Source organism: Bradyrhizobium algeriense, assembly GCF_036924595.1.
GTDB lineage: Bacteria > Pseudomonadota > Alphaproteobacteria > Rhizobiales > Xanthobacteraceae > Bradyrhizobium > Bradyrhizobium algeriense.
In genome coordinates, this window is the sequence record NZ_JAZHRV010000001.1 from 2762850 (window position 1) to 2786936 (window position 24087).

A 24087-nucleotide genomic window follows, 5' to 3' on the forward strand; every position below is an offset into this window, starting at 1 on the left:
GAGTTTTTCACTGGGATGCGGCGAATTCTGCATTGGAACGATCTATCTCACGCGCCCAAATTGCCGCGAGCCGCGCCCATCCGGAGGAAGCGAATTACGTGGGACTACGGGATGGGGCGGAATCGATAAAATTTGCCGGAGTTCTGTAAGCCGTTTTCAGAATCCGTTCGGTACAACCGGATACCAACAAAAAGGCAGGGGGATTTGTCATGGGTTTGCCGGATCACGGTTTACCGCTTGTTCAGCTTAAGGAGCAGCGGCGCGACCTGGTCGTAGCGCTGCAGAATCGCAGCGGTCCGGTCTCGAGCTGGGAATTGATGCAGATCGCTGCGATCCAGCAGGCGATCTCAGCGTTCGAGGACGTCATCGCCGATCTCGATGCCGAAATGGAAATGGAAGCGGCGGCCTGAGCCGATATCGCGCTGCCCTCCGAACCGTCCAAGGTTTGGTTTGCGGCCTACTTTACGGTTTGCGTGCGCCGGATAGGATCGCGGCATGCGCCGAGCTCTGGCTCTTCCACTCGTTCTTACCGCGCTCTACGTGCAGCAAGCGGCTATTGCGCATGCGCAGGCCTGTGTTGCCGATCAAAAAGGCGGCCTCGTGTGCGGCGAAGGGAAGGCCGCCATGCGTGTCGTCGCCGACACCACTTCTCCATCGAAGAATTACGCGTTCGCCTGGCGCAGCAAGCAGGGCCTGCCATCCGGCCGCGATCGGCCGCCAGCCGGCGTCGAAAATCTCCTGATCCGCATCGCTGACGGCGCCGTGCTCGCCAAGCTCGGTGGTGAGTATTGGGCGACCAGCGAAATGCGGGCGAACCGCTACGATTTGCTCGCGGTCTGGTCGCCGGATAGCCGGGCGGTCATCGAGGTCGCGAACAGCCGCTGGGACAGCGATTCCTTTGCCTATTATCGGATTGACGGTGCAACGGCGACCAGGCTCGATCTGCGCGCGCTGGTCGAGCCTGTCATGACGGCCAGGCTGCCGCCGCGAAATCGACAGGGAAATTCCTTTCGTGTGCGAGAGGATCTGCCGGTGACGCTCGATGCGCGCGGCCGCCTGCGCTTTACCGCGATGCTCTATGTGCCCAAGGGCGAAACCAGCAACGACTATAAAGTGCAGGTCAATATCAGGACGACAGGCGACAAGCCGTCCGCGCTGGTCGTGTCGGTGCGGCGGGTGAAGTCGGATTAGGTCAGTCTTGTGGATCAGCCTTGCAGGTAGCGCGCTTCGAGGCTGGCGCGCTCGGCGATACCGAGCCCGAGGCCATCGCGAAGATAGGTTTCGAGATCGCCGTAGTCGGCGTCGATGGCATCGAACGCGGCGGCAAGAAACGATTGCTGCACCGAGCCGAGCACCTGCTTGACCTCCTCGGGCAGGTCGATGCTTGAGTTGGGATCCCTGCGGTAGAAGCGATTGGTCAGGAGATAGTCTTCCGAGATGATGTCGTCGGCAACGCCGAGCGTATGCAGGATCAGCGCGCACGCAAAACCGGTGCGGTCCTTGCCGGCGGTGCAGTGGATCACCAGCGGCGCGCGATCTTCCAGCAGATGTGCAAACAGCGTGCGGAAGTGCTGCGTGTTTTTCTGCACATAGCTGCGGTAGGAGTCGCGCATCACCTCAACGGCGTGGTCCGTCGACAGCGGCGTGCCGGCGGCCGCGATGGCGCGCAGCGCCGCGACGACGGTGGGTTCGACCGGCAGCGAATGGACGGTGATTTCAGGCATGCCGCACAGGGCGGCAGCGCGTTCCTCGGTGCCGCGAAAGTCGAACGCGCTGCGGACGCCGAGCTCCCGCAGCACGGAGGCATCGTCGTCGGTGAGATGGCCGAGATGGTTGGAACGGAAGATCTGCCGCCAGCGCACGGTCCGGCCGTCGCTGGTGGGATAGCCGCCGAGATCGCGGAAATTGCTGGCGCCGGAGAGATTGAGATGGCGGGCGGGGGAGGCAGGGGATTCTGACATCGGCGGTTTGAACGATCTCGTGGCTTACGGACAAACGACGGAGGGCACGCTGCTCGCCCCCGTCTCGTCTACACTGAAGCCGTCATGGGGCGAAACATCAATTGTCGGACGATTATGATTTTTGGCGCTTGGCGTTCGTGAAGGGGATAAGGAAGCGAAAACCCGAAAGCGAAGAAGCCGCCTACTGAGGCGGCCTCTGGGCTATTTCTGTGGCGGCGGCACCTTGACCGGGATATGTGGCGTGGTGCTAACCACCTTGGCGCTTCCGTCCGAAGCAAAACTCCTGAGTGTTTCCAGCACCAGGAAGAATTTCTCCGCAAGCATGGCGGGACCTCCTCCGGCTAGTTGATTTGAAGTAGAGATTATCACCCTTGCAGGGCGGTGACCATACAACTTGCGAAAGGCCGGGGCCGCCACCCCGAGGGCGGCCTTGGTTTGAAGCCCAATAACAAGCCCGGTTCCGCACTGCTGTGCCCGGGGTCAACCACCCCTAGCCTCACCCGGCACGGCGAATCAGGCTGAACCTGCTCTTGGTTTGAGAGAGGCGTTCCCCGCCTTGCGGCGCTGCGCGCTACGCGCAAGCCTGCGTCGCGCAAACCCTATTATGTAATCCTCGCTTCAATTCGTAGGCTCATTCCCCTGGATAACTTGGATACGCCTTTTCATTGTCATAAAACATTCATACACCGCCCCAATGGAGACATCGTTGAACGCGCCGCAGCCAGTCGTGAGCGATTCCGGCGCGGCGATTGCTGTGCGACGGCCCGAACAGGCGGAAATCGAACTTAAGCTGCTCGCGCCGCAAGGCGCCCTCGAGCAACTGCGCGAGATACCTGTCATCGTGCAGCATGCACGCAACCGCGGCGCGTTTCGCCGGCTGGAAACGGTGTATTACGATACGCCGGAGCGCCTGCTGTTCCGGCATGGCATGTCGCTGCGCGTGCGACGCAGCGGCAAGCACTTCATTCAGGCACTCAAGCTTCTACCCAATGCCGGACAACCTCTGACCCGACGGCAGTGGGAAGCACCGGTTGACAACGTCGCTCCCGATCTGGCGCGGCTTCCCGCCGACGAGGTCGGCGATCCCGTGACGACGCTCACCAACGACGGACTGGTGCCGGTTTTCGCGACGAGAATTCGCCGGCACGCGCGGCAGCTCGATCTGCCCGATGCTTTCGTTGAAATCGCATTCGACGAGGGGATGATCGAGGCCGGCGGGCGCCAGGAAGTCCTGTCCGAAATCGAACTTGAATTGAAGAGCGGCAATGCCGGCATCCTGTTCGATCTCGGAACGCAGTTGCTCGACGCTGCGCCGCTACAGGTCGGCACGCGCAGCAAGGCGGAGCGCGGCTATGCGCTCGCGTTCGACGTCGTGCAGCCGGCGGCGAAAGCCGAGCCATTCAGCATCACTGCAGAGCAGGTGGTCGACGACGTCATCGCGCTCCTGTTGGGGACCTGCTGGCATCATCTTCTGAAAAATCAGGCCGTGGCGGAGGCGGGATCGGACCCTGAAGGCGTGCATCAGATGCGCGTCGCCTTGCGCCGCTTGCGCACGATATGTGCGCTGTTCCGGCGCGATATTCCGTCGCCTGCATTCCAGACGGTCAACAGCGAAGCGCGGTGGCTGATGCAGCAGCTCGGCCCGGCGCGGGAGTGGGATGTCTTCGCCGAGACGACCGTTACTCGCCTGGTCGCGGCGGCTCCGGATGTCGATTTCGGCGGCCTGCGTGAGGCGGTCGAACGGCAACGCAAATCGAGCTACGCCGCCTTGCAGACCGTTCTCGCCGATCCCCGCTGCAGCCGTTTCCTGCTCTCGCTGGGGCAGCTGGTCGAACGCCGCGGCTGGCGCAACGAGATCGACAGCGAAGCGCTGGCGGCGCTGTCGTTACCGATGCCGACGCTCGCGAACAAGATTTTGGCGCGCCTGCATCGCAAGGCGCTCAGGCGTGGCGCGCATTTCCGGCAGCTCAACGTCGATGCGCAGCACGATCTCAGGATCGACCTCAAGAAGCTGCGTTATGCGGCGGAGTTCTTTCTGCCGCTTTATGCCACGCAGGCGCCCGCCAGGCGTTACGCGAGGCGGCTCGCCAGGCTCCAGACCAGTCTCGGACGCGTGCGCGACATCGCAAGCACCCGCGTTCTGCTCGACACCATCAGGCAGGAAGACCAGCCTGCGCTTCATCTCGCCATCGGCGCAGTGGCCGGTTGGCAAGCCCACGATCAGATTGCTGCGGCAAGAACGCTGCGCAAGAGATGGCGGCGGTTCAAAGCGACGCCCGCATTCTGGAGCCGGTAGGGTCCGTCACCTGGACAAACGACGGAAGGGCATGTCGTCCGCTCCCGTCTCGTCTATACTGAACTCTGCAAGGGGCGAAATATGAATTGTCGCAGGAATACGATTTTTGGGGCTGCGCTATGCGCCGCGGCGGTGGCAAGCGCACCGTCAGCCGCGTTCGCGCAGTCGAGTTTCCGGAACTATCGCTGCGCCGACGGGGCGCAATTCATTGTCGGGTTCTTTCAGTACGATTCCCGCGCCCATCTGCAGCTCGACGGCAAGGCGCTGACTCTACCCAAGCGCGTGACGCTGTCGGGGTCGCGTTATCAGGCGAAGGGCGTGACCCTGAGGATCACCAAGGCCGGGGTCACGACGCTCAAGCATGCCAGGCGGCCGACCACCACATGCGAGCAGCAGACATGAAAAAGGGCCGAAACGGCGTTGTTCCGACCCTTTTTTAGTTCACCGTCCGCGCCTCACTTGGGCGCGCTTCTGCCAAACACCTTCCAGGCATCAGTGATCACGCTCGTTGGTGGCGTCCGCGATGGCGGCGGCGTGGTACCAGCTACCGCTGCAGTCCGCGAGGTTGACCGGCTGGGCGGTCATCTCGGCCGTCTTGGTCTCGCCATAGCGACGTCCCCCGAGAGCCGCGCGGCCCCCGGCTGGGAATTGGTAGATCTTGGCAGACCCCTGACTCAAACCCGTATTCATCATGTCAGTCTCTCCTTCTGTCGAAGCGCTAGCCTCCATGGTGCGCCCGACTCGTTCTCTAGTGGTTACAAAGGGCGATATCGGTCGTGCCCTCGATGGATGCAAGCTGACCAAGAGAGCGTCACATCGTGTCTAATTCGTAGGCATTCCCGGCGCTGCTTCCTGCAAGGCAGCGCGTGGACGATCAACGCATGAGCCGACGGGACGGTTGCCCGGGGAGGCTTGTGTGCCGGGCGGGTGCCTCGGAAGGGTGCCGCAGCTTTAATCGCGGAACGGTCCGGAAGCGGAAATGCCGGAGAAATGAGCTGATTTCGAACTTCAAACCTGTCGCTCAGCCGCTCGTTTTGCAGGCCTGCCGCGCTTCTATGTCGCACCTTTTATTTGAGCTGGCGTGCCCGGCCTCCTGTGGACAGGTCTTGCCGCAGTGCAGCGACTGGCACGTTAAATGCTTAGTAAGGCGTGGCCTGACGTGGCCGGGTACACGTATGCGGAGACCTCCAGGGGGCTGGGCGTCAAAATCCAGATTTCAAGGCTTCGGTCTTCCGCATTCCACTAGCAACTCAAGAGAGGCTCAATGACCAAGTACAAGCTCGAGTATATTTGGCTCGACGGCTATACGCCGACGCCGAATCTGCGCGGCAAAACGCAGATCAAGGAATTCGACAAGTTCCCGACGCTGGAACAGCTTCCGCTGTGGGGCTTTGACGGCTCGTCGACCATGCAGGCCGAAGGCCACAGCTCCGATTGCGTGCTGAAGCCGGTCGCTGTCTATCCGGACGCTGCGCGGGAAAACGGCGCGCTGGTGATGTGCGAAGTCATGATGCCCGATGGCAAGACCCCGCACCCCTCGAACAAGCGCGCGACCATCCTCGACGACGAAGGCGCCTGGTTCGGCTTCGAGCAGGAGTATTTCTTCTACAAGGACGGCCGTCCGCTCGGTTTTCCGTCGGATGGCTATCCTGCGCCGCAAGGCCCGTACTACACCGGCGTCGGTTACTCGAACGTCGGCAGCGTCGCGCGCAAGATCGTGGAAGAGCACCTCAACCTCTGTCTCGCCGCCGGCATCAACCACGAGGGCATCAACGCCGAAGTGGCGAAGGGCCAGTGGGAATTCCAGATTTTCGGCAAGGGCTCCAAGAAGGCCGCTGACGAAATGTGGATGGCGCGCTACCTGATGCTGCGCCTCACCGAAGCTTACGGCATCGACATCGAATTCCACTGCAAGCCGCTCGGCGACACCGACTGGAACGGCTCCGGCATGCACGCCAACTTCTCGACCAAGTATATGCGCGAAGTCGGCGGCAAGGAGTACTTCGAGAAGCTGATGGCGGCCTTTGACAAGAATCTCATGGACCACATTGCCGTCTACGGGCCGGACAACGACAAGCGCCTGACCGGCAAGCACGAGACCGCCCCCTGGAACAAGTTCAGCTACGGCATTGCCGACCGCGGCGCCTCGATCCGCGTTCCGCACTCCTTCGCCAACAACGGATACAAGGGCTATCTGGAAGACCGCCGTCCGAATTCGCAGGGCGACCCCTACCAGATCGCGTCCCAGATCCTGAAGACCATCGCGGAAGTCCCGACCGACGCCAAGGCAGCCGCGGCCTAAGCGATCCACGATATGACCCCCGGGGTGCCCGGGCTGCAAAGCTGATCCGCCAAGGCGAAACCGCCTTGGCGGATCATTGCGTTTTGATGACACGGGGTCTTGATGAGATTGATTCAAATACGCCGATTCAAGACCGTTTCCCTGCGTTGTGAAGCGCGCTAGACAGCGGCGTGGCCTGCCGGGGATGCGGCATTGTTTGAGGGATTTTACAAAGTCAGGTTTCAGCTTGGCGCTGCGGTCGGCCGCAGCGTCATGTATGCGCGCGACGGCAGGATGCTGGGCGGCAATTCGGCCTTCGCTCATATTGGCACGTACGAAAAGCGGGACGATGGCGTCGACATCGTGATCCAGACCGTCCGCCACAACCCGGACCCGAATTACCGCGCGATGGCCGGCACCGACGATGCCACCCTGCTGGCGAAGGGCAGGGCTGACGGAGACCTCTATCGTTTCGAAGGGGGCCTGAAGGAATTGCCCGGCGTGGCGTTTCACTCGGTGATGACGCCGATCGAGCAGGACGCCGTACCGATCGCCGGCGGCGTCGGCAAGGATGGCATCGTCAACGGCCTCTATTCCATTCACACCCGCATGCTTGACGGTGTCGAGGGCGGCCTGACCGGCGTCATGTTGCTTAATGCAGGCCGCATCCTGGGCGGCGATGCCTCGTTCTATTATCTCGGCACCTACACCTCGGAGAATGGCCGCTGGAAGGGCCAGATCCTCAATCAGGAGCACACGCCGGCCATGGGAGATAACCCCATCTTCGGCGGCCACGAAGTTGGCATCGGCTTTTCCGGCACCTGCGACAAGGAGGGCGCGATGCTTGAGGCGACCGCGCTCGCCGGCAAGCGCAGCCTTCGCATGACCGCGGTGCTGAAGCTGATGCACCAAGTGTAGCGACGATGAGCGATACCGTGCGCGTGCTCTCGACGCTGGCTTTGAAGGGCGCCGTGCACGGCCTGGCTGGCCGGTATCAAACGGCCGGCGGCGCGCGTATCGATGCCGATTTCGCTCCGACATTGGCGCTGTTGGAGCGGTTGCGCACCGGAGAGGCGGCCGACGTCGTGATCCTGACCCGCGAGGGGTTGGACGAGGTCGTCCGCGACGGGCGGGTGGTCGCTGAAAGTTGCGTGGATCTGGCCCGCTCCTGGGTTGGCATCGCCGTGAGAGTCGGCGCGACCCATCCGGATATCTCAACCGAGGCGGCGTTGTGTGCGGCACTGCTTGGTGCCCGCTCCGTGGCCTATTCGCGGCTCGGCGCCAGCGGCATTCTGTTCGCAAAGCTGATCGAGCGCCTCGGCATTGCCGCCGACATCAATGCAAAGGCGCAGATCATCCAACAGGGATTTACCGCCGAGCGGCTCGCCAGCGGCGAGGCCGATCTCGCGGTCCAGCAGATCAGCGAGTTGAAGCAGGTTGGGGGGATCGAGGTGGTTGGGCCTATTCCATACGAACTGCAAACGCCTGCGGTATTCTCCGCGGGGCGAATGGCGGCGACGCACAGGCCGGCCGAGACAGACCGGTTGCTGCGGTTTCTCGCCTCGCCCGAGGCCGCGCCGGCGTTGCGCGAGAGCGGGCTGGAACCTTGAATTTCAGGGCGTCTCGACGCAACCTGCGCTTTATGAAGAGGGCGCTCCAAGGCCTGCTGATCGTCGTCGTCGCTGCGGCCCTGGCGCAGGGCCCGGCCCATGCGCAGTCGGCCGATCTCGTGCTGTGCGACCGTGTTGCGGCCGATCCCGCCGACCCCGACAAACCGGCCGACGCGAAGGGCGTGGCCGATGTCGCGGCCTCCGACATCGCCACCGCCATCAAGTTCTGCAAGAGCGCGGCGAGTTCGTCGCGCCGGGCGATGTACCAACTCGGGCGGGCCTATGCTGCCAATCGCCAGATGCCGGAAGCGCTGGCGGCCTGGCGCAAGGCGGCCGACAAGGGCTCGACCTCGGCCATGGTCGAACTCGGCGTGCTCTATGGGACCGGCGCGGGCGTCACGCGCGACGAGGCGCAGGCGCGCAAACTGTTCGAACGCGCGGCCCGGGCCGGCAATCCGCGCGGCGTCAGTAACCTCGCTGCCCTCGGCGGCGGAGCAGCCTCCGATCCGGCGCGTGGGCGCGAACTGCTGTCGAAGGCCGCCGAGACCAATGCCGAGGCGCAGTATCAACTCGGCATGATGCTGGCCGAAGGCAATGGCGGGGCCAGGGACGACACGGCGGCCCGCGCGCTGTTCGAGAAAGCGGCGGGGCAAAATCATCCCGGCGCGCTGGAGCGGATGGGCGCGTTCGCGCAGGAAGGCCGCGGTGGACCAAAGGATTCCGACGCCGCCAAAGCCTACTATCAGCGCGCCGCCGCCCTTGGCGATGAGGATGCGAAGAAAGCGCTCGAGCGGCTTCGCTGTCCCTACACGATCAAGGACAAGCGCGGCAACGTGGTGACGAATTTGTGCTTCTGAGACGCCCGACGATCAATCCCTGATCAGGACGACGCCGGCAATCAGCAGCACGGCGCCTGCCAGCCGCGCGGCGCCGATCGGATGCGGCGTCAAGCCGAACGCGCCGAAATGATCCAGCGTAACCGCGGCGAGCACCTGGCCGGCGATGACAAGCGCAAACAGCGTCGCCGCGCCGAGCGAGGGTAGCAGCAGGATTGCCAGCAGGATGAAGGCGCCGCCGAACACGCCGCCGGACCAAGCGTACCAGGGCGCATCGGCCATTGTTTTCCAGGAGGGCACGCGTTCACCGAGCGCGATCACGGCAACGATCATGGTGATGAGGCCGCCAGCATAGCTGACCAATCCCGCCCAGGCTGGCGAACCCAGCGCCGTGCGCAGGCTGCCGTTGAGCGCCTGTTGGGTGACGACGCTGACACCCGCGCCGAGCGCGAGGAGATAGAGGAAGAAATGTTGCACCGGGGCCCCCATCCATTCTGCGCCGGCAGAGCGATCCGGCATCGCAAGGTCAGAGACAACGCGAATAGTCGGACCGGAACAAGTGGGCGTGCTGCCCAATTATGGCAGGAGGGGCTCGTCAACAAGTGGACGAATCCGATGATCCGAAAACTGCAATCGGGCGAATACCGGCTCTATTCCCGCAAAATAAACCCGAAAACGGGCAGGCGCCGTAACCTTGGAACCTTCAAATCCCGCGCGGCGGCGGAAAAGCACGAACGCGCCGTGCAGTATTTCAAGCGGCATTGAACCTGCGTTAAAACGCGGCTGGTTCCGGGCTTCCGGCGGTGCTATGCCGCCCCGCGAGACAATTCCATAGTGCGGGACATCTTCGTTGCTGAACGGGCTCTACAAGGTCGAGTATGGCGTGAACGACGCGTTCGGCCGCAGCATCATGTGCATGCACAATGGCAAGCTGCTGGGCGGCAATTCGGCCTTTGCCCATCTCGGCACCTATCAGGAGAGCGGCGGGGAGATTGTCGGCGAAGTCATCACCCAGCGCCACAATGACGATCCCTACTACAAGCCGCTGATGGACACCGACGTCGCCGCCATCAGCGTGCGGGGCAGGCTGCAAGGCAACAAGATTCGTTTTGAAGGCAGCGCCGCGCCGCGGCCCGGCGCCTTGTTCTGGGCCGAACTGACGCGGCTCGACGACGAGGCGCTGCCGCCGGTCGGCGCGGTCGGGCAGGGCGGCATTATCAACGGGCTCTATTCCATCCAGTTTCGCGCGCTCGACGGAGTCAAAGCCGGCTTGTCGGGCGTCATGCTGCTGCTGAACGGCCGCATCCTCGGCGGCGACGCTTTTTTCTATTACCTCGGCGCCTATTCCTCGGCCGACGGCCGCTGGAAGGGCGAGATCCTCAACCAGGAGCACACGCCGGCGAAAGGCGAAAACCCCGTGTTCGGCGGCCATGAGGTCGGCATCGGCTTTACCGGCACCTGCAACGAGGCGGGTGCTGAACTCGAAGCCATTGCACTCGCAGGCAAGCGCAGCCTGCGGCTGGCCGCCACGCTGAAACTGATGCGGCCGGCGTAGCGCATCTTCCAGGCCCAGGATGGCTGCGAGAGAAGCGGCGCGGATCACGACACGAAAAAAGTCATCGTACCACACGCTCGAACGTGTCGGCACTGGTGATGATCGAGCGCCACCAGTTCAGCTTTTCGATTCTGCCGGGCGCGCCTTCCTCCGCCGCCTTGATCGCGGCATCCGCGACCACGAACCACATTGTCTCCATTTTTCCGTCTCGCACGAGTCCGGTATAGGAGACCGCGGCATCGCCCGCAGGCGTCTTGCCGCCCGCGACGAAGCTGATGCAATCGCCCTGGTGAATACCGACGACCGGGATTTCCTGCCCGTAGAAGCCGCTGTCCCTGAGCGCCGTCTTGAACGTGCCGGCAATCCGGTGGTTGGCATCGTCGGTAATATCGACGGTTGAACCGTATTGATTGCGCCACTTGCCTTTCCAGTTCATTGGGAACTCCCTCAGAGCTTGTTGCGGCTAACGGTTGCACGCCCAGAGATGGTCCCGATGAAAAAGGGATGGAAGCTGACGCCGTGCGCGCAGATTTCAGGCGCGCTTTCGCCGCGCGAAAAACCACGCGGCAATGGCGACGGGTGCGCCAACGGCGATCCAGGAAAAATAGCGGCCGGCGCCTTCGGAGAGCAGCGCCGTCAATAGCCCCGCAATCGAGAGCACGCCGAGCAGGAGCGGGCCACCATACACGGTCCACCAATTGCCGCTCGATCGGGATTTGCGTGCAGCAGTCATTTGGACGGCTGCAACAAAGGCTGCCCCGCGATGGCGTGGCTGCGATGCTTGCGGCGCTTGACGATCCACAGATAGAGCCCGCTGCCGATCACGACGATCGTCATGATATCGAGCAGCGCCCAGATGATCTTCAGCGGCATGCCGCCATAGTCGCCGAAATGCAGCGGCTGCGAAACCAATAGCGCCTTGAGATAGACGGGAAGGTCGCGCGCATCGGATACTTCTCCGGTTTCGCCATCCAGCAGCACCGGCTTGAGCAGCCGCGACGTCAGCGGCGTGTCGCCGCGCATGAAGACAGCGAAGTGATGCGAACTCGTAAAGGGCGTGCCTGGAAAGGCGACGAACGAGACATTCATGTCGGGCGCGGCTTTGCGTGCTTTCTCGAGCGTTGCATCAAGCGAAGCGAGATGTACCGGCGGCGGCTTGCCGGCATAGGGCTTGACCATGTCTGCGAGTTCATTGGCTTTCCACTGGCCGAGCATTACCTCGGCCAGTGTATTGATGACGCCGGTGGCGCCGACCACCAGCGCCCAGGCGATGGTTATGGCGCCCAAGAGATTGTGCCAGTCGAACCAGGCAATGCGGCGCGACTTGTCCCTCAGCGTGCCAAAGCTCAGGCGGCGCGTGAACGGCCAGTACAGTACGACGCCGGAGATGATCGCGACCAGGAACAGGAATCCCATCGCGCCGAGGAACAGCTTGCCGGGCTGGCCCGCAAACATATCGACGTGGAGTTTTAAGAAGATCAGCATCGGGCCGCCGCCGACCGAGCCGAGCGGCTTGGCGGTGTGGGCGTCGTACGCCCGCAGCGTCGCCGCATCCGGATCGCCATCGACCTTGTTGTTGGTGAAGGCGATCACCGTATTCGGTTCGTCCTTGTCCCACAAAATGTACTGCAGCACGCGGCCGGGATCGTTCGCCAGCGCCGTGCGGGCGATCTCGTCGATGCTCCGCTTCACTGCGCCCGGCTGGGCGATCTCGGGCTTTGGATCGTAGCCGAGCAGTTCATCGATCTCATGATGGAAGATCAGCGGCAGGCCGGTGACGCACAACAGCAGCAGGAACAGCGTCGATATCAGGCTGCTCCAGGTATGGACCACCGACCAGATGCGAACGGTTCTGGCTTTCAGTGTTGCCTCCTGCCGACTATGCCCGCGCTACCATTTGTACGACAGGCTCGCCGTCGCCCGGCGCCGGTCGCCATAGAAGCAGGCGTTCGCCGAAGAACAGTTCGCCACATAGATCGTATCGGCGACGTTGATGACATTGAGCGCCGCGCGCCAGTTTTTCTGCCATTCGTAGTGGACGGTGATGTCGCCGAGCACGACGGAGGGAACCGGCATCGTGTTGATGTTGTCGGCAAAGGAACCGCCGATATAGCGCACGCCGCCACCGAGGCCGAACCCGGTCAATGGACCGCTCTGGAAGGTGTAGTCAACCCAGCCCGAGGTGAGTGTCCGGGGCGTGGCGGTCGGGACTTTGCCGATCAGCGCCGGATTCAGATCCTTGCTGACGAACATATCGTAGGTCGTGAACGCGCCCACCAGCTTGAGTCCAGGCATCGGATTGGCGACGGCCTCGAGCTCGAAGCCGCGCGACGTGACTTCGCCGTTCTGGGTCGGTAGCAACACGTTGTTCGGATCGGTCGTCAGTGCATTCTGTCGTTTCAAATCAAACCACGCAAAGCCAAAGTGACCATTGAAGCCGTTTGGCTGGAATTTGAGGCCTACTTCAGTTTGTTGGCCGGTCTCCGGCAGCAGTAGCTGACCGGAATTGAGGCCGATGACCGGATTGTAGCTGGTGGCGTAGGAGACGTAGGGCGCAAGGCCAGAATCGAAATTGTAGATCAGTCCGGCACGCCCACTGAACTGGCTGTCTTCGCGGCTCTGGCCGGTCCCAATGTGGTTGTCGTTGTTGGTTGCAACCCAGTCGTTGCGGCCGCTCAGCACCAGGGTAAAGCGATCAAGTTTGATCTGATCCTGCAAATAGAAACCCAGTTGTTTCTGGGTCACCGTCGCGTCCGTAAGTGTGGAGCCGCTGAAGGGCGCATTGAAGCCGTAAACCGGATTCAACAGATTAAGTGAGGGAGCACCGCCAAACCCCTGCCAGTCGTCGATCTTGTAATGCTTGAGGTCGAGGCCGAATAGCGCGGTGTGGCGCAGAATGCCGGTGTTGAAGCGGTATTCGAGCTGACTGTCGAGATTGGCCTGATTGGCGATGCCATGGGTGAGGAAGTAGCCGCGCGACAGAGACGCTGTAGCGGGCATCCCACCGTCGTAACCCAGACCAAACAGCGTCGAGAGGGTGACGTCGACATGAGCGAAGCGGGCGTTTTGCCGGAAGGTCACGTCGTCGGATACGTGGCGCTCGAACTGGTAGCCCAGCATTTCCTGCTCGCGCGTGAACCGATCGACGCCGGGATCGCTGGCGAATAGCTTGGTAGGTATCCGGCCGAAAGGCGCGTTAACCACGGTGCCGATATACGGCAGGAAGTTCTCGCTGCGAGTCTCTAACTTCGAAGCCGACGCCAGCACGGTGAATGTCGTATCGGCATCGGGCTTCCAGGTCAGCGACGGCGCGATGAAGTAGTTATTGTTGGGCGTGAAATCGACCTGGGTGCCGCCGTTTTGGATCTGGCCGACCACACGGTAGAACAGCTTGCCGTTTTCAGGCGCGGTTGCGACGGGGCCGCCGAAATCAAATCCCAGATAGGCATTGCCGAAATTATTGACGCCGGTCTCAAGGTAGCGGATCGGCTCCGCCGGGGGCGTCTTGCTGACCGCGTTGACGATGCCGCTGGGGCTGGAGCCGCCATACAGTACGGCGGAGGGACCGCGCAGCACTTCGACGCGGGCGAGGTTGAACGGCTGCAGCTTCCAGCTTGCATAGGACGTATAGAAGAGCTGCAGGCCATCGAGAAACAGGCCGACATCGTCCGACTTGAATCCGCGGATTAGGAACCAATCGTTGCGGTTGTCCGCGCCGAATGTTCCGGCGACAACGCCCGGCGTGTAGCGCAGGATCTCGTCAAACTTGCCGGGTTTCTGGTCGCGAATTTGCTCGCTGCCGATGACCGAGAGCGACTGCGGCGTCTCCATGATCGGCGTGTTGGTTTTGGTGCCCGCCATCGAGCGGCCGGCGACGTAACCCTGGACCGCGCCGCGCGGGTTCTCGACGACGGTGGCCGCCGGTGCCTCGCGTTTCGGTTGGGGCCTTCGCGAAGCGGCCGCACTTTGCGCCGGGCGCCGGCTGCGCTGCGTCGTCGTGGCCGCGGTGCGCTTCTCTGGCGAGGTGACAACGACTGACGGGAGAGATTGCGACGCGGTGCCCGAACTCGACTGCGCGAATGTCGCCTGCGGCCACAACACCAATACGGACGCGGTCGCCGACGCGGCGACCCCCAAAAAATCACGAGACTTCAAAGCGTCACCCCAAACCTGCGAGCACTTGTCGCGCTTTCAGGAAAACTTGGCAGCGCAACCCCAGTGGGACGCATAACGCGAGGGACGTTGATTCCTCTAATGGAAAGGTTCTTAGAGTCACTCTTAGAAAGTTTCCAGGAATGCGTACGATGGATTGTTCTCTACGGTATCGACGCGCGGTGCTTGTGAACTTGGTCCCTTTGATGCGGAAATGTCGGTTCCTCCATGGCGGGCAAAATTCGTTTTAAAAAATGCTGCGGGATTTCGGAACGAGCGTTCTGCTCGGGCATTGATAATTTGAGTTGATAGCTGAGGAAGGAAAACACCAACCAAAGGCGTCAGCTCAAAATGCCCCGTCGGTTATTGCGATTGACCGGCGGGGTCTTTATTTGGCCAATGCCGTTTGACGCACGGCCCAGAGGCCACACAGCAATAGGCAATAATCGGTTCCCGCCTCCCCATCAGGCTAGTTCCCGAACGCGATCAGAACTCCCAGATTGGATTCAACCGATCCAGGAGTTCATGCCATGCCCGACCCGACCGCAGCCATCCTTCCCGCATTATCCGCCGCCCTTGCCGATATCGTTGCCCGGACAAAATCCGCGATCGTCTCGGTGCACTCGCACCGCTCGCGAGCCTCCGGCTTCATCTGGAAACCCGGTTTGATCGTGACGGCCGACGAGGCATTGGCCGACGAAGGCGAAGTCTCGGTCAAGCTTGCCGATGGAACGGTGGGGCCGGCCAGCATCGCGGGGCGCGATCACACCACCGACATCGCGCTGCTGCGGTTCGATACCGGGAATGCTGCCCCGGTCGCGCTTTCACCCGTCGTTCCGGAGCTCGGCTCGCTGTCGGTCGTGGTCGCCGCTGAGCACGGCGTTCCCACCGCGGCGCTGGGCACGGTATCGCTGGTTGGCGGAAGCTGGCGAAGCCTTCGCGGCGGCGAGATTGACGCCCGGATCGAACTCGGCGTGCGGCTGCGACACAACCACGAGGGGGGCCTCGCGCTCACTGCCTCCGGCGACGCGATTGGCATGGCTGTTCAGGGGGTGCGGCGTGTTCTTGTCATTCCGAGCGCGACGATCGGCCGCGTCGCGGGCAGGCTTGAAACCCATGGCCGGATCGCGCGGGGCTATCTCGGAGTTGGGCTGCAGCCCGTCAAGCTCGATGATGGTATCGGCGCGATGGTGATGAGTGTCGATCAATCAGGTCCGTCGGCCGCCGCCGGCATCCGGCAAGGCGATATTATCGTCGGCTGGAACGGCGAGAAGATCTCCGGTGTGCGTTCGTTGTTAAGAGCGCTCGGGCCGGACAGCGTCGGCTCGGTCGTTGACGTCGAGATTCGGCGCGGCGGCGAACCGGTGCGGGTCAAGCTCACGATCGGCGAAAGGGCGGACGCGTGAGCGAGGAGGCTTCACAAGTTGTCGTGGTCGCCATCGAGATTTCCGATCCCGCGCTGGCGGACCGGCTGGCGTCGCTGCTCGGCGGCGTTAGCGGCATCCGCCTGGCGACAGCGGGGGAGGCAGCCGCGGTCGCGCTCGTGTCACGTGAGGCGCACACCGCGCGTGAGCCGGCTGACATCGAACTTACGCCGCGCGAACGCGACGTGCTGGTGCTGATGGCCGAAGGCGCTTCGAACAAGGCTATTGCGAGACAACTTGGAATATCCGTTCACACGGCCAAATTCCACGTCGGATCACTGCTCGACAAGCTCGACGCCACCGGCCGCACCGACGCTGTGGCGCACGCCGCGCGACGCGGCGTGATCAACTTGTAACGCCGCGCCCGCCAGCCGCATCTCGCCTTATCCGCGGCCCTTGTTGGCAGCGTGATCCTTCAACTGTTCGGTTTGGATCCACTTGCTGTCCTGGCCTCGATCACGCGAATGCTCGGTCTTGTCGCGGTTTGAGAGCACCATGTTTTCGCCGATCAGCTTATCCTGTGCTTCGGTCATGGCGCCGGTACCTGCGCCTTTACCCTTCGCTCCAGGCCCGAGATGCTTGCCGTCTCCGTGTGCTCCACGTGTCATGTTTTTTATCCCTGTGGTTTTTGGGGCTTGTGGCCCGGCTGCCCCGGATGATTGTGTTTGTTGTGCTGGCTTTCCTGATTGAGGCCGGCGCGGCTCACCGGAAATTCCGATTGGCGTCCACCGCGTTTGGCGATTTTTGCGGGACCGTCGTGCTGCGTGCGTATAGTCTCCTCCTCGATCTGTCTCGCATCGGGAACATCAGGCTTGCTTTCAAGGATGCGCAGTTGTTGCTCATGCGTCTTCCTTCCCTGCAGCGCCATTTTCCGCGGGCCGCTGTCCCGATCGTTTTGCGGCGGTCCGCGGCGTCGGTCGCGAACTTCTGCCTTATTGATGCCGCCCTGCGGATTGGTGTCGTTCTCGATATCGCCCTCGAAGGTGTTGGCGCCTTCGAACTCCTCCAACTCGTCCGGCGAGACTCCCGCCATCGTCACGCCCTTCGACCCGCCGATCAGCGGGTTGCGAGCGAGGTCTACGTTGGTCGGCCTGTTCAGTTTCACATGCTTGGTGCTCATGACGCGCTCTTCGAAGCTGGATGGCTGCCACCGCCGTGCCGGCGTTGGCCGCCTTTTCGGTCCGGATGATGGGTATGATGAGTGTCGTGTTCACCGCCGCCGCCGGACACTTTGCTGTGCCGGCGCTGTGGATCATCGGCCGGCGGTTTGTTGATGTGAAGTGGCTCCCTGGCGTTCTCGTGGGAAGCGCCCGGGCCGCCCTGGCGAATGCTCGCCGGCGTCTTTGTTGAAGTCGACATGGCCCCGCTCCCTGACTAGCGATCCTGCTGATAGCCCTGATGCGTGGTGTTCTGCGCGGTATTACCGGGCTGTCCCTGCTCTCGGGGATTTTCGATGTGGCCGCGGCTTTTCTTGACCTGATGCGCATTGCCGGTTTTAGGATCACCAGTACCCTTGTGGCTTTGATTGTCCGGCGGCACAGGCGGAGGCTTGGTCATGGCTGTCTCCGTTGTTGCTTTTGAGAAACAACGCGCGGTGAACGCCAGGGTTCTTCTCGATTTGCGGAACCGCGATCACATGCCGCATCAGGCAGCCGAGGAAACCTGATTATCGGCGGGCCACAACCTCTGGACCTCTTCAGGAAGTGCGTGTCGGACCTTTTCGACCTGATGAGGATCGACATGATGATTCAGCACCCGAAACACCGCGCGCACTGCATCATCGGCGCCGACGGGTTTCACGGAACTCAGTTCAGCCGAAACGATGGAGAGAAATTCGTCTGCCGATCGCCATGCTTTCGGCGTTTCACTGGGGCGCCATTGGTCATAGTAGGTGCCGCGCACCAACAGCGGGAGCTGCGCGCCAAGATGTGCGGCGAGATTAACCGGAACCCGGTCGCGAATGGTTCGCAGCACTGCGCCCAGTACATGCCATGCCAGCTTCCGATCGCGCGGTAACGTTGCCATCATTTCGTCCAACCAGGTGTTGGTGATTTGCAGGGTTCTGTCGAACACTTCGAGACCTGTTGCACTCATGGAACTGATCCGTCGTTCAATTGGACATGACGGAATAACGAGGCTTGCACGGATCGGTTCGCAACGCTTGCAGGTTTTGCCGCGGCCGTGTGACTTCGATCAACAGGTGCAGATAGGATTGCGGCCGTGCGTGCAGGGGGAAGGCGGTTGCCGGCATCTTGATCAACGCCTAAGGGTTGCGTGATTACTTTCCGGAGGGTGGTTCGCAACCGCTTCCACCAGCCCTCCAGATGTCCTAAGCAGCGGCCGAAACGATTTCCTCCCTCAGGGCCCAATGATCCGTCTCGATAACGTCAGCAAGCAAGTCGGCCACCAGATCCTCTTCATCGAAGCCTCCGCGGCCCTTCAGAAGGGCGAGAAGATCGGCCTGGTCGGCCCGAACGGCGCGGGCAAGACCACGCTTTTCCGGATGATCTCGGGCCAGGAGCTGCCCGACGAGGGCCAGGTCTCGCTCGATCGGGGGATTACCATCGGCTATTTCAGCCAGGACGTCGGCGAGATGTCGGGCCGCAGCGCCGTGGCCGAGGTGATGGACGGCGCCGGGCCTGTCAGCGTCGTGGCAAACGAGCTCAGGGAGCTCGAGGCCGCGATGGCCGATCCGGATCGCGCCGACGAGATGGAAGATATCATCGCGCGCTACGGCGAGGTGCAGCACCGCTTCGAAGAGCTCGACGGCTATGCGCTTGACGGCCGGGCCCGCGAGGCGTTGTCGGGCTTGGGCTTCAGCCAGGAGATGATGGAGGGCGACGTCGGCGCGCTTTCGGGCGGCTGGAAGATGCGGGTGGCGCTGGCGCGCATTCTGCTGATGCGGCCTGACGTGATGCTGCTGGACGAGCCCAGCAACCATCTCGATCTCGAGAGCCTGATCTGGCTGGAACAGTTTTTGAAGGGATACGAAGGCGCACTATTGATGACCTCGCATGACCGCGAGTTCATCAACCGCATCATCAACAAGGTGGTCGAGATCGATGGCGGCACGCTTTCGACCTATTCCGGCAATTACGAATTCTACGAGCAGCAGCGCGCGCTGAACGAAAAGCAGCAGCAAGCCCAGTTCGAGCGCCAGCAGGCGATGCTGGCCAAGGAAATCAAGTTCATCGAACGCTTCAAGGCGCGCGCTTCCCACGCCGCGCAGGTGCAGAGCCGGGTGAAAAAGCTCGACAAGATCGAGCGCGTCGAGCCGCCGAAGCGCCGCCAGACGGTCGCGTTCGAATTCCTGCCGGCGCCGCGCTCGGGCGAGGACGTCGTCAGCCTGAAGAACGTCCACAAGGGCTATGGCAGCCGCACCATCTATCAGGGGCTCGATTTCATGATCCGCCGCAAGGAGCGGTGGTGCGTGATGGGCGTCAACGGCGCGGGCAAGTCGACGCTGTTGAAGCTGGTGGCAGGCTCGACCGAGCCCGACGACGGCACGGTCGCCGTCGGCGGCAGCGTCAAGATGGGCTACTTCGCCCAGCACGCCATGGATCTGCTCGACGGCGAGCGCACGGTGTTTCAGTCGCTGGAGGATTCCTTCCCGCAGGCGGGCCAGGGCTCGCTCCGCGCGCTTGCAGGCTGCTTCGGCTTTTCCGGCGACGATGTCGAGAAGAGGTGCCGCGTGCTTTCAGGCGGCGAGAAGGCGCGGCTGGTGATGGCAAAAATGCTCTATGACCCGCCGAATTTCCTGGTGCTGGACGAGCCGACCAACCATCTGGACCTCGCGACCAAGGAAATGCTGATCAACGCGCTCTCGGAGTTCGAGGGCACCATGCTGTTCGTCTCCCACGACCGGCATTTCCTGGCCGCGCTCTCCAATCGCTTGCTGGAACTGACGCCGGAGGGCATCCACCAGTTTGGCGGCGGTTACACCGAATATGTCGCACGCACCGGACAGGAAGCGCCGGGATTGCGGAGCTGAAGCCGTAGCCCGGATGGAGCGAAGCGCAATCCGGGCTACGAACACTATTTGCGTGTGAGCGGCGCGATCACCTCGATCTCATTGGTCCAGATGCCGCCGGAATAGTTTTGCGGCAGCCGCGCAAACTGTTCAGGCGAATCTATTCCGGTCGAGAACTCGCCGCCGCGGTACGGGCCGAGCACGAAGACCTCGCTGTTGGCGGATTTCATGCGGTTGAGGAAACGGTCGGGCCAGCCCCATAGCCAAGGCGCCGCATTGACCGGAACCAGTAGCATCGCGTTGCGGCAGGCTCCCGGCACAATGCCGCTCCAGCCGTAGCCGATGTAGCCGAGCAGGCAGCGCTTGATCGCGCCACGCGAGATCGTCCTGATATCGCTCGCGCGCTGGCGCACGATCTCCACCGGCTCGTCGCCACCATAGACCATGATCTGCGCCCGGCGTTCGGCGGGAAGCTTGTTCAGCACGGCTGCGAGCTTCTCGCCCTCGGACGGGTCTCGGCTCTTCACATTGATCAATAGCCGCGCTTGCGGAAAGGTTGCCAGCACCTCGTCGAGCGTCGGCATCAGGCCGATGCCCTTGCCGCGAAACGGAAAGGTCTTGCCGCCATCGGCGGTATAGCCATGGCCAATGTCGAGCTTTTTCAAATAGGCCATGGAGTGTTCGCGCGTGACGCCGCTTCCGTCGGTGCGGCAATCCAGCGTCCAGTCGTGAAACACCGCGAATTCGCCGTCGGTGGTCGGATGAACGTCGAGCTCGACGACATCGGCGCCGGCCGCAAAGCCGGCTCGCATCGAACTTATCGTATTCTCCAGATACTCGTGACTAGACGGCAGCATGCGCGCCGCGGTGCAAGTGTCGTTCTTCAACTCGCGTTCGTCAAAGCGCTGGGCAATGCCGCGATGCGCGAGCAGGACGGGGTTGCCCTCCCGATGGGCGGCGAGGTGATTGGTGTTGTTGATGTAGATGGCTGCGGCGAAGACGATCGCCGCCGCGGAATATTTGAGTTTCTTGTTCAAGCTTGCCCCCGCGTAGAGGACGCATTCGCTAGGCAGCATTTCTGTTCGATTTGCGGCGGAGGACAGGGAAAGCCGAAACGCATGGCGCTACAACTTGCGGGCGGCTTGTCGGTGTGGAACTCGCCCGTTACGCTGCCGCATAACGGGGAGCGAGACGGGATGAAACAGCTCAGGATCGGCGATATCACCATCGACGCTGTCATTGAGCGCGAGGGGCCGTGGCGTCGGCCGCAGGATTTCTTTCCGGCTTATGACGATGCCGTCTTCAAGCATCACCTCACCGGCATGGAGCCCGAGGTGTTCGACGCAGGCCTGGGCATGATGGTGATCACCTACCAGACGTTTGTGGTCCGCACGCCGCGCCACATCATCCTGGTCGACACCTGCACCGGCGAGGACAAGGGCCATCCGCCGCCGTTCGATTTTCCCGGCAAGGAGCGCTGGCGCAACGAGCTGTTTGCGCTCGGCATATCCTACGAACAGGTCGACTACGTGTTCTGCACCCATCTGCACATCGACCATACCGGCTGGAATACCACGCTGCGCGACGGACGCTGGGTACCGACGTTTCCCAATGCGAAGTACATATTCCATAAGCGGGAATATGCCGCGTGGGAGGCGGAAAATGCCAAGGGAGCCAACCCGCCCGGGACGGTCTTTCGCGACAATTGCCTGCCGATCGTCGAGGCCGGGCAGGCGGTCCTGGTTGACGACGATTACGCGCTCGACGATACCGTTACACTGACGCCGACGCCTGGGCATTCGCCCTGTCACTGCTGCGTCAACATCCTCTCGAAGGGCAAGCGCGCGGTGGTGGCCGGCGACCTCATGCATCACGTCATCCAGTGCCGCGAGCCGGAATGGTCGGCAAAGCCGGATTGGGACGCGAGGCAGTCCGCGATCTCGCGGCGGAAATTCTTTGCGTCCGTCGCCGGCACCGACACGCTGATCTTGCCCGTCCATTTCCCCGCGCCCACCGCCGGGCTGATTACCGCGGATGGCGACCGCTTCGATTATCGTTTCAAAAGGGATTGACCAATGGGAATGCAACGGACCGACGGAATGCAACGGATGGATTTCGAGACGCTGGTTCATACCCGCAAGAGCGTCCGCGGGTTCACCAGGGAGCCGGTTTCCCGCGCCGTTATCGAGGACATCATCGAGGTCGCCAAGCGCGCGCCGTCGTCGATGAACACCCAGCCCTGGCATATCCACGTTCTGACCGGCGAGCCGCTGGAGGAGGTGCGCCGTCGCAACATGGAGGAGATGATCGCGGGTGCCAGCCCCAAGCGCGACATTATCAGTCACGGCGAATATCAGGGCGTGCATCGCGGTCGGCAGGTCGATATCGCGAAAAAGCTGTTCGCCGTGATGGGGATCGCGCGCGACGACAAGCCGATGCGGCAGGACTGGGTGCTGCGCGGCTTCCGGCAGTTCGACGCGCCGGTCTCGCTGGTCCTGACCTATGACAAGGTTCTCGATCCCGGCGCGGTGTGCCACTTCGACCTCGGCGCGCTCTGCTACGGCATCGTGCTTGCTGCCTGGGACCGCGGCCTTGGCAGCGTCATCAACGGGCAGGGCGTCATGCGCTCGGACATCGTGCGCGAGGTCGCGAATATCCCGGAGGACGAGGTCATCATGACCTGCGTCGCGATGGGCTATCCCGACCACAGCTTTCCCGCCAATGCGGTGCGGTCGGATCGCGAGCCCAATGGCGATTTCGTGCGTTATGTTGGCTTCGCGGACTGAGGGTTTTGACGATGAGTACCGATGAGGAGACCGCCTTGATCCGCGAGACGGTCGCGAAATTCGTCGACCGCGAACTGATTCCGCTCGAGCCGCATTACTTGAAGTCCAAGTTGCCGGGCTCCGATCATCCGGAACTGACCGCCGAGCAGAAGCATCGGCTGCGGACGGTCTCGAAGGAGCTGGGATTGTGGGGTCTCGATGCCCCCGAAGATCTTGGCGGCCACGATCTGCCGACCCGCACCATGGCAGCGGTCCACGAGGAACTCGGCCGTACCTGCGTGCCTTTCGTGTTGCCGCCGGACTCGCCGAACCTGCGCATGCTGCAGGCAGCCGGCACCGAGGCGCAGAAGCGGAAATACATGCAGCCCTATATAGAGGGACGCATGGTGTCGGCGATCGCAATTTCCGAACCGGGGGCCGGCGGCGATCCGGCCGCGATGAAGACGCGGGCAGTGCGCGACGGCGATCAATGGGTGCTCAACGGCCGCAAGATCTGGATCAGCAATGCGCGCGCCGCCGATTTCATCATCGTCATGGCCCGCGTCGGCAGCGATGCGCGGCAGGGTGGCATCACCTCCTTCATTGTCGAGAAGGACACGCCCGGCTTCGTCATCGAGCGTGAAATCCTGATGCTCGGCGGCGGCTCGACCTATGAAATCGTGTTCGAGGATTGCCGTATCCCGGCCGACTCCGTGCTCGGCGAAATCGGCAAGGGCTATGCGCCGATGCAGCTCCGGCTGCGCACGCGGCGGCTTGAGATGGGGTCGACCTGCATCGGCATCGCCAGGCGGGCACTCGACATGCTGTGCGAACACGCCAGGCAGCGCGAGACGTTCGGCGTCAAGCTCGCCGATCGCCAGGCGATCCAGTGGTGGATCGCCGATATCTCGACGCGCATGCATGCCTGCCGGCTGATGGTGCGCGATGCCGCCGACAAGACCGACCGCGGCGAGGACGTCCGCCACGAAGCCTCGATGATCAAGGTGTTCGCGACCGAGATGGCCTATGAGGCCTGCGATCATGCCATGCAGACACTCGGTGCGCTCGGCATGACGCTGGAACTGCCGCTCAACGCGCTCTGGCAGAAGGCGCGCCTGATGCGGATGTACGAGGGACCGAGCGAGGTCCACCGCCAGTCGATCGCGCGCCGCGTGCTCGGGCTGCGCGGCTAAAATGCTCGAGCGGATCGGCTAGAGCGTTTTCCAGCGAAGTGGAA

Annotated in this window: 30 protein-coding genes; 16 read left to right on the plus strand and 14 right to left on the minus strand. The window is 62.5% G+C overall.

Going from position 1 to position 24087, the window contains the following annotated elements; all coding sequences use genetic code 11:
• The first annotated feature begins 209 nt into the window (after window positions 1–209).
• Window positions 210–410 carry a hypothetical protein gene (locus V1286_RS13590; RefSeq protein ID WP_057839937.1) on the plus strand — a complete coding sequence of 67 codons (201 nt, stop codon included), beginning with the start codon at window positions 210–212 and terminating at the stop codon, window positions 408–410.
• Window positions 411–495: 85 nt separating this feature from the next.
• Window positions 496–1191 carry a hypothetical protein gene (locus V1286_RS13595; protein WP_334480255.1) on the plus strand — a complete coding sequence of 232 codons (696 nt, stop codon included), beginning with the start codon at window positions 496–498 and terminating at the stop codon, window positions 1189–1191.
• Window positions 1192–1205: 14 nt separating this feature from the next.
• On the opposite strand, the gene V1286_RS13600 is transcribed toward V1286_RS13595, so the two are convergent.
• Both V1286_RS13600 and V1286_RS13605 read right to left on the minus strand, forming a co-directional pair.
• The gene (locus tag V1286_RS13600; protein WP_334480258.1) at window positions 1206–1961 is read right to left on the minus strand and encodes a tyrosine-protein phosphatase; all 756 of its coding nucleotides are present in this window, start codon (window positions 1959–1961) and stop codon (window positions 1206–1208) included.
• 201 nt (window positions 1962–2162) lie between these two features.
• Window positions 2163–2285: a hypothetical protein gene (locus V1286_RS13605; protein ID WP_256474405.1), complete on the minus strand. Its 123-nt coding sequence runs from the start codon at window positions 2283–2285 to the stop codon at window positions 2163–2165.
• A 382-nt stretch (window positions 2286–2667) separates the two neighbouring features.
• Between V1286_RS13605 and V1286_RS13610 the strand changes: the two genes are divergently transcribed.
• On the plus strand, window positions 2668–4257 hold the full coding sequence (locus tag V1286_RS13610) for a CYTH and CHAD domain-containing protein (protein WP_334480260.1): 1590 nt from the start codon (window positions 2668–2670) through the stop codon (window positions 4255–4257).
• An 81-nt stretch (window positions 4258–4338) separates the two neighbouring features.
• The gene (locus V1286_RS13615; protein ID WP_334480261.1) at window positions 4339–4659 is read left to right on the plus strand and encodes an MliC family protein; all 321 of its coding nucleotides are present in this window, start codon (window positions 4339–4341) and stop codon (window positions 4657–4659) included.
• A 90-nt stretch (window positions 4660–4749) separates the two neighbouring features.
• Here the strand turns inward: V1286_RS13615 and V1286_RS13620 are convergent, their stop codons facing one another.
• Window positions 4750–4950: a DUF2735 domain-containing protein gene (locus V1286_RS13620; RefSeq protein ID WP_334480263.1), complete on the minus strand. Its 201-nt coding sequence runs from the start codon at window positions 4948–4950 to the stop codon at window positions 4750–4752.
• A 571-nt stretch (window positions 4951–5521) separates the two neighbouring features.
• Here V1286_RS13620 and V1286_RS13625 point away from each other — a divergent pair.
• The 4 genes from V1286_RS13625 (at window position 5522) to V1286_RS13640 (ending at window position 9005) form a co-directional block, all read left to right on the plus strand.
• Complete coding sequence (locus tag V1286_RS13625) at window positions 5522–6559, plus strand: glutamine synthetase beta-grasp domain-containing protein (protein ID WP_334480264.1); 1038 nt, start codon at window positions 5522–5524, stop codon at window positions 6557–6559.
• 192 nt (window positions 6560–6751) lie between these two features.
• Complete coding sequence (locus V1286_RS13630) at window positions 6752–7456, plus strand: GrlR family regulatory protein (protein WP_334480266.1); 705 nt, start codon at window positions 6752–6754, stop codon at window positions 7454–7456.
• Between the two features lie 5 nt (window positions 7457–7461).
• On the plus strand, window positions 7462–8148 hold the full coding sequence (locus V1286_RS13635) for a substrate-binding domain-containing protein (RefSeq protein ID WP_334480268.1): 687 nt from the start codon (window positions 7462–7464) through the stop codon (window positions 8146–8148).
• A 32-nt stretch (window positions 8149–8180) separates the two neighbouring features.
• Window positions 8181–9005: a tetratricopeptide repeat protein gene (locus V1286_RS13640; RefSeq protein WP_334480270.1), complete on the plus strand. Its 825-nt coding sequence runs from the start codon at window positions 8181–8183 to the stop codon at window positions 9003–9005.
• 12 nt (window positions 9006–9017) lie between these two features.
• Here V1286_RS13640 and V1286_RS13645 read toward each other — a convergent pair whose 3' ends face one another.
• Entirely contained in the window at window positions 9018–9461 is a 444-nt protein-coding gene (locus V1286_RS13645) for a DMT family transporter (protein WP_334480271.1), read from the minus strand.
• On the opposite strand from V1286_RS13645, the gene V1286_RS13650 reads away from it, so the two are divergent.
• Window positions 9453–9749 (plus strand): hypothetical protein, encoded by a 297-nt coding sequence (locus V1286_RS13650; RefSeq protein ID WP_334490259.1) that lies wholly within the window; start codon window positions 9453–9455, stop codon window positions 9747–9749. The two genes, V1286_RS13645 and V1286_RS13650, sit on opposite strands and share 9 nt — an antisense overlap.
• Before the next feature lie 85 nt (window positions 9750–9834).
• Complete coding sequence (locus V1286_RS13655) at window positions 9835–10539, plus strand: GrlR family regulatory protein (RefSeq protein ID WP_334480272.1); 705 nt, start codon at window positions 9835–9837, stop codon at window positions 10537–10539.
• A 61-nt stretch (window positions 10540–10600) separates the two neighbouring features.
• On the opposite strand, the gene V1286_RS13660 is transcribed toward V1286_RS13655, so the two are convergent.
• The 4 genes from V1286_RS13660 to V1286_RS13675 form a co-directional block, all read right to left on the minus strand.
• On the minus strand, window positions 10601–10975 hold the full coding sequence (locus tag V1286_RS13660) for an avidin/streptavidin family protein (RefSeq protein WP_108519237.1): 375 nt from the start codon (window positions 10973–10975) through the stop codon (window positions 10601–10603).
• A gap of 96 nt (window positions 10976–11071) precedes the next feature.
• The gene (locus tag V1286_RS13665) at window positions 11072–11272 is read right to left on the minus strand and encodes a hypothetical protein (protein WP_145963683.1); all 201 of its coding nucleotides are present in this window, start codon (window positions 11270–11272) and stop codon (window positions 11072–11074) included.
• A complete protein-coding gene (locus V1286_RS13670) occupies window positions 11269–12372 on the minus strand; it encodes a PepSY-associated TM helix domain-containing protein (protein WP_334480273.1) in 1104 nt (367 codons plus the stop codon). Before V1286_RS13670 ends, V1286_RS13665 begins: the two co-directional genes overlap by 4 nt.
• 57 nt (window positions 12373–12429) lie before the next feature.
• Complete coding sequence (locus tag V1286_RS13675) at window positions 12430–14694, minus strand: TonB-dependent siderophore receptor (protein ID WP_334480275.1); 2265 nt, start codon at window positions 14692–14694, stop codon at window positions 12430–12432.
• 527 nt (window positions 14695–15221) lie between these two features.
• Here V1286_RS13675 and V1286_RS13680 point away from each other — a divergent pair.
• Window positions 15222–16097, plus strand: a complete 876-nt coding sequence (locus V1286_RS13680) for a S1C family serine protease (RefSeq protein WP_334480277.1) — start codon at window positions 15222–15224, stop codon at window positions 16095–16097.
• Window positions 16094–16471 carry a response regulator transcription factor gene (locus V1286_RS13685; RefSeq protein WP_334480279.1) on the plus strand — a complete coding sequence of 126 codons (378 nt, stop codon included), beginning with the start codon at window positions 16094–16096 and terminating at the stop codon, window positions 16469–16471. The genes V1286_RS13680 and V1286_RS13685 overlap by 4 nt, the downstream gene beginning before the upstream one ends.
• A 27-nt stretch (window positions 16472–16498) precedes the next feature.
• Here V1286_RS13685 and V1286_RS13690 read toward each other — a convergent pair whose 3' ends face one another.
• From V1286_RS13690 to V1286_RS13710, 5 genes are all read right to left on the minus strand, one after another.
• Window positions 16499–16723 carry a hypothetical protein gene (locus V1286_RS13690; protein ID WP_334480280.1) on the minus strand — a complete coding sequence of 75 codons (225 nt, stop codon included), beginning with the start codon at window positions 16721–16723 and terminating at the stop codon, window positions 16499–16501.
• A gap of 5 nt (window positions 16724–16728) precedes the next feature.
• Window positions 16729–17235: a hypothetical protein gene (locus V1286_RS13695; RefSeq protein WP_334480282.1), complete on the minus strand. Its 507-nt coding sequence runs from the start codon at window positions 17233–17235 to the stop codon at window positions 16729–16731.
• Complete coding sequence (locus V1286_RS13700) at window positions 17232–17474, minus strand: hypothetical protein (protein WP_108519231.1); 243 nt, start codon at window positions 17472–17474, stop codon at window positions 17232–17234. The genes V1286_RS13695 and V1286_RS13700 overlap by 4 nt, the downstream gene beginning before the upstream one ends.
• A 15-nt stretch (window positions 17475–17489) precedes the next feature.
• Window positions 17490–17672 carry a hypothetical protein gene (locus tag V1286_RS13705; RefSeq protein ID WP_334480284.1) on the minus strand — a complete coding sequence of 61 codons (183 nt, stop codon included), beginning with the start codon at window positions 17670–17672 and terminating at the stop codon, window positions 17490–17492.
• Between the two features lie 87 nt (window positions 17673–17759).
• The gene (locus V1286_RS13710; RefSeq protein WP_334480285.1) at window positions 17760–18209 is read right to left on the minus strand and encodes a DUF2267 domain-containing protein; all 450 of its coding nucleotides are present in this window, start codon (window positions 18207–18209) and stop codon (window positions 17760–17762) included.
• Between the two features lie 274 nt (window positions 18210–18483).
• On the opposite strand from V1286_RS13710, the gene V1286_RS13715 reads away from it, so the two are divergent.
• Complete coding sequence (locus tag V1286_RS13715; protein ID WP_334480287.1) at window positions 18484–20106, plus strand: ABC-F family ATP-binding cassette domain-containing protein; 1623 nt, start codon at window positions 18484–18486, stop codon at window positions 20104–20106.
• A 44-nt stretch (window positions 20107–20150) separates the two neighbouring features.
• On the opposite strand, the gene V1286_RS13720 is transcribed toward V1286_RS13715, so the two are convergent.
• A complete protein-coding gene (locus tag V1286_RS13720) occupies window positions 20151–21122 on the minus strand; it encodes a glycerophosphodiester phosphodiesterase family protein (RefSeq protein WP_334480289.1) in 972 nt (323 codons plus the stop codon).
• A gap of 159 nt (window positions 21123–21281) precedes the next feature.
• Here V1286_RS13720 and V1286_RS13725 point away from each other — a divergent pair, with 159 nt between their 5' ends.
• The 3 genes from V1286_RS13725 to V1286_RS13735 are packed head-to-tail and all read left to right on the plus strand — an operon-like array spanning window position 21282 to window position 24043.
• Window positions 21282–22157, plus strand: a complete 876-nt coding sequence (locus V1286_RS13725) for an MBL fold metallo-hydrolase (protein ID WP_334480290.1) — start codon at window positions 21282–21284, stop codon at window positions 22155–22157.
• Window positions 22158–22193: 36 nt separating this feature from the next.
• Window positions 22194–22871, plus strand: coding sequence for a nitroreductase (locus V1286_RS13730; RefSeq protein ID WP_334489659.1), 678 nt, complete (start codon window positions 22194–22196; stop codon window positions 22869–22871).
• 11 nt (window positions 22872–22882) lie between these two features.
• Window positions 22883–24043 (plus strand): acyl-CoA dehydrogenase family protein, encoded by a 1161-nt coding sequence (locus tag V1286_RS13735; RefSeq protein WP_334480291.1) that lies wholly within the window; start codon window positions 22883–22885, stop codon window positions 24041–24043.
• Window positions 24044–24087: the final 44 nt, after the last annotated feature.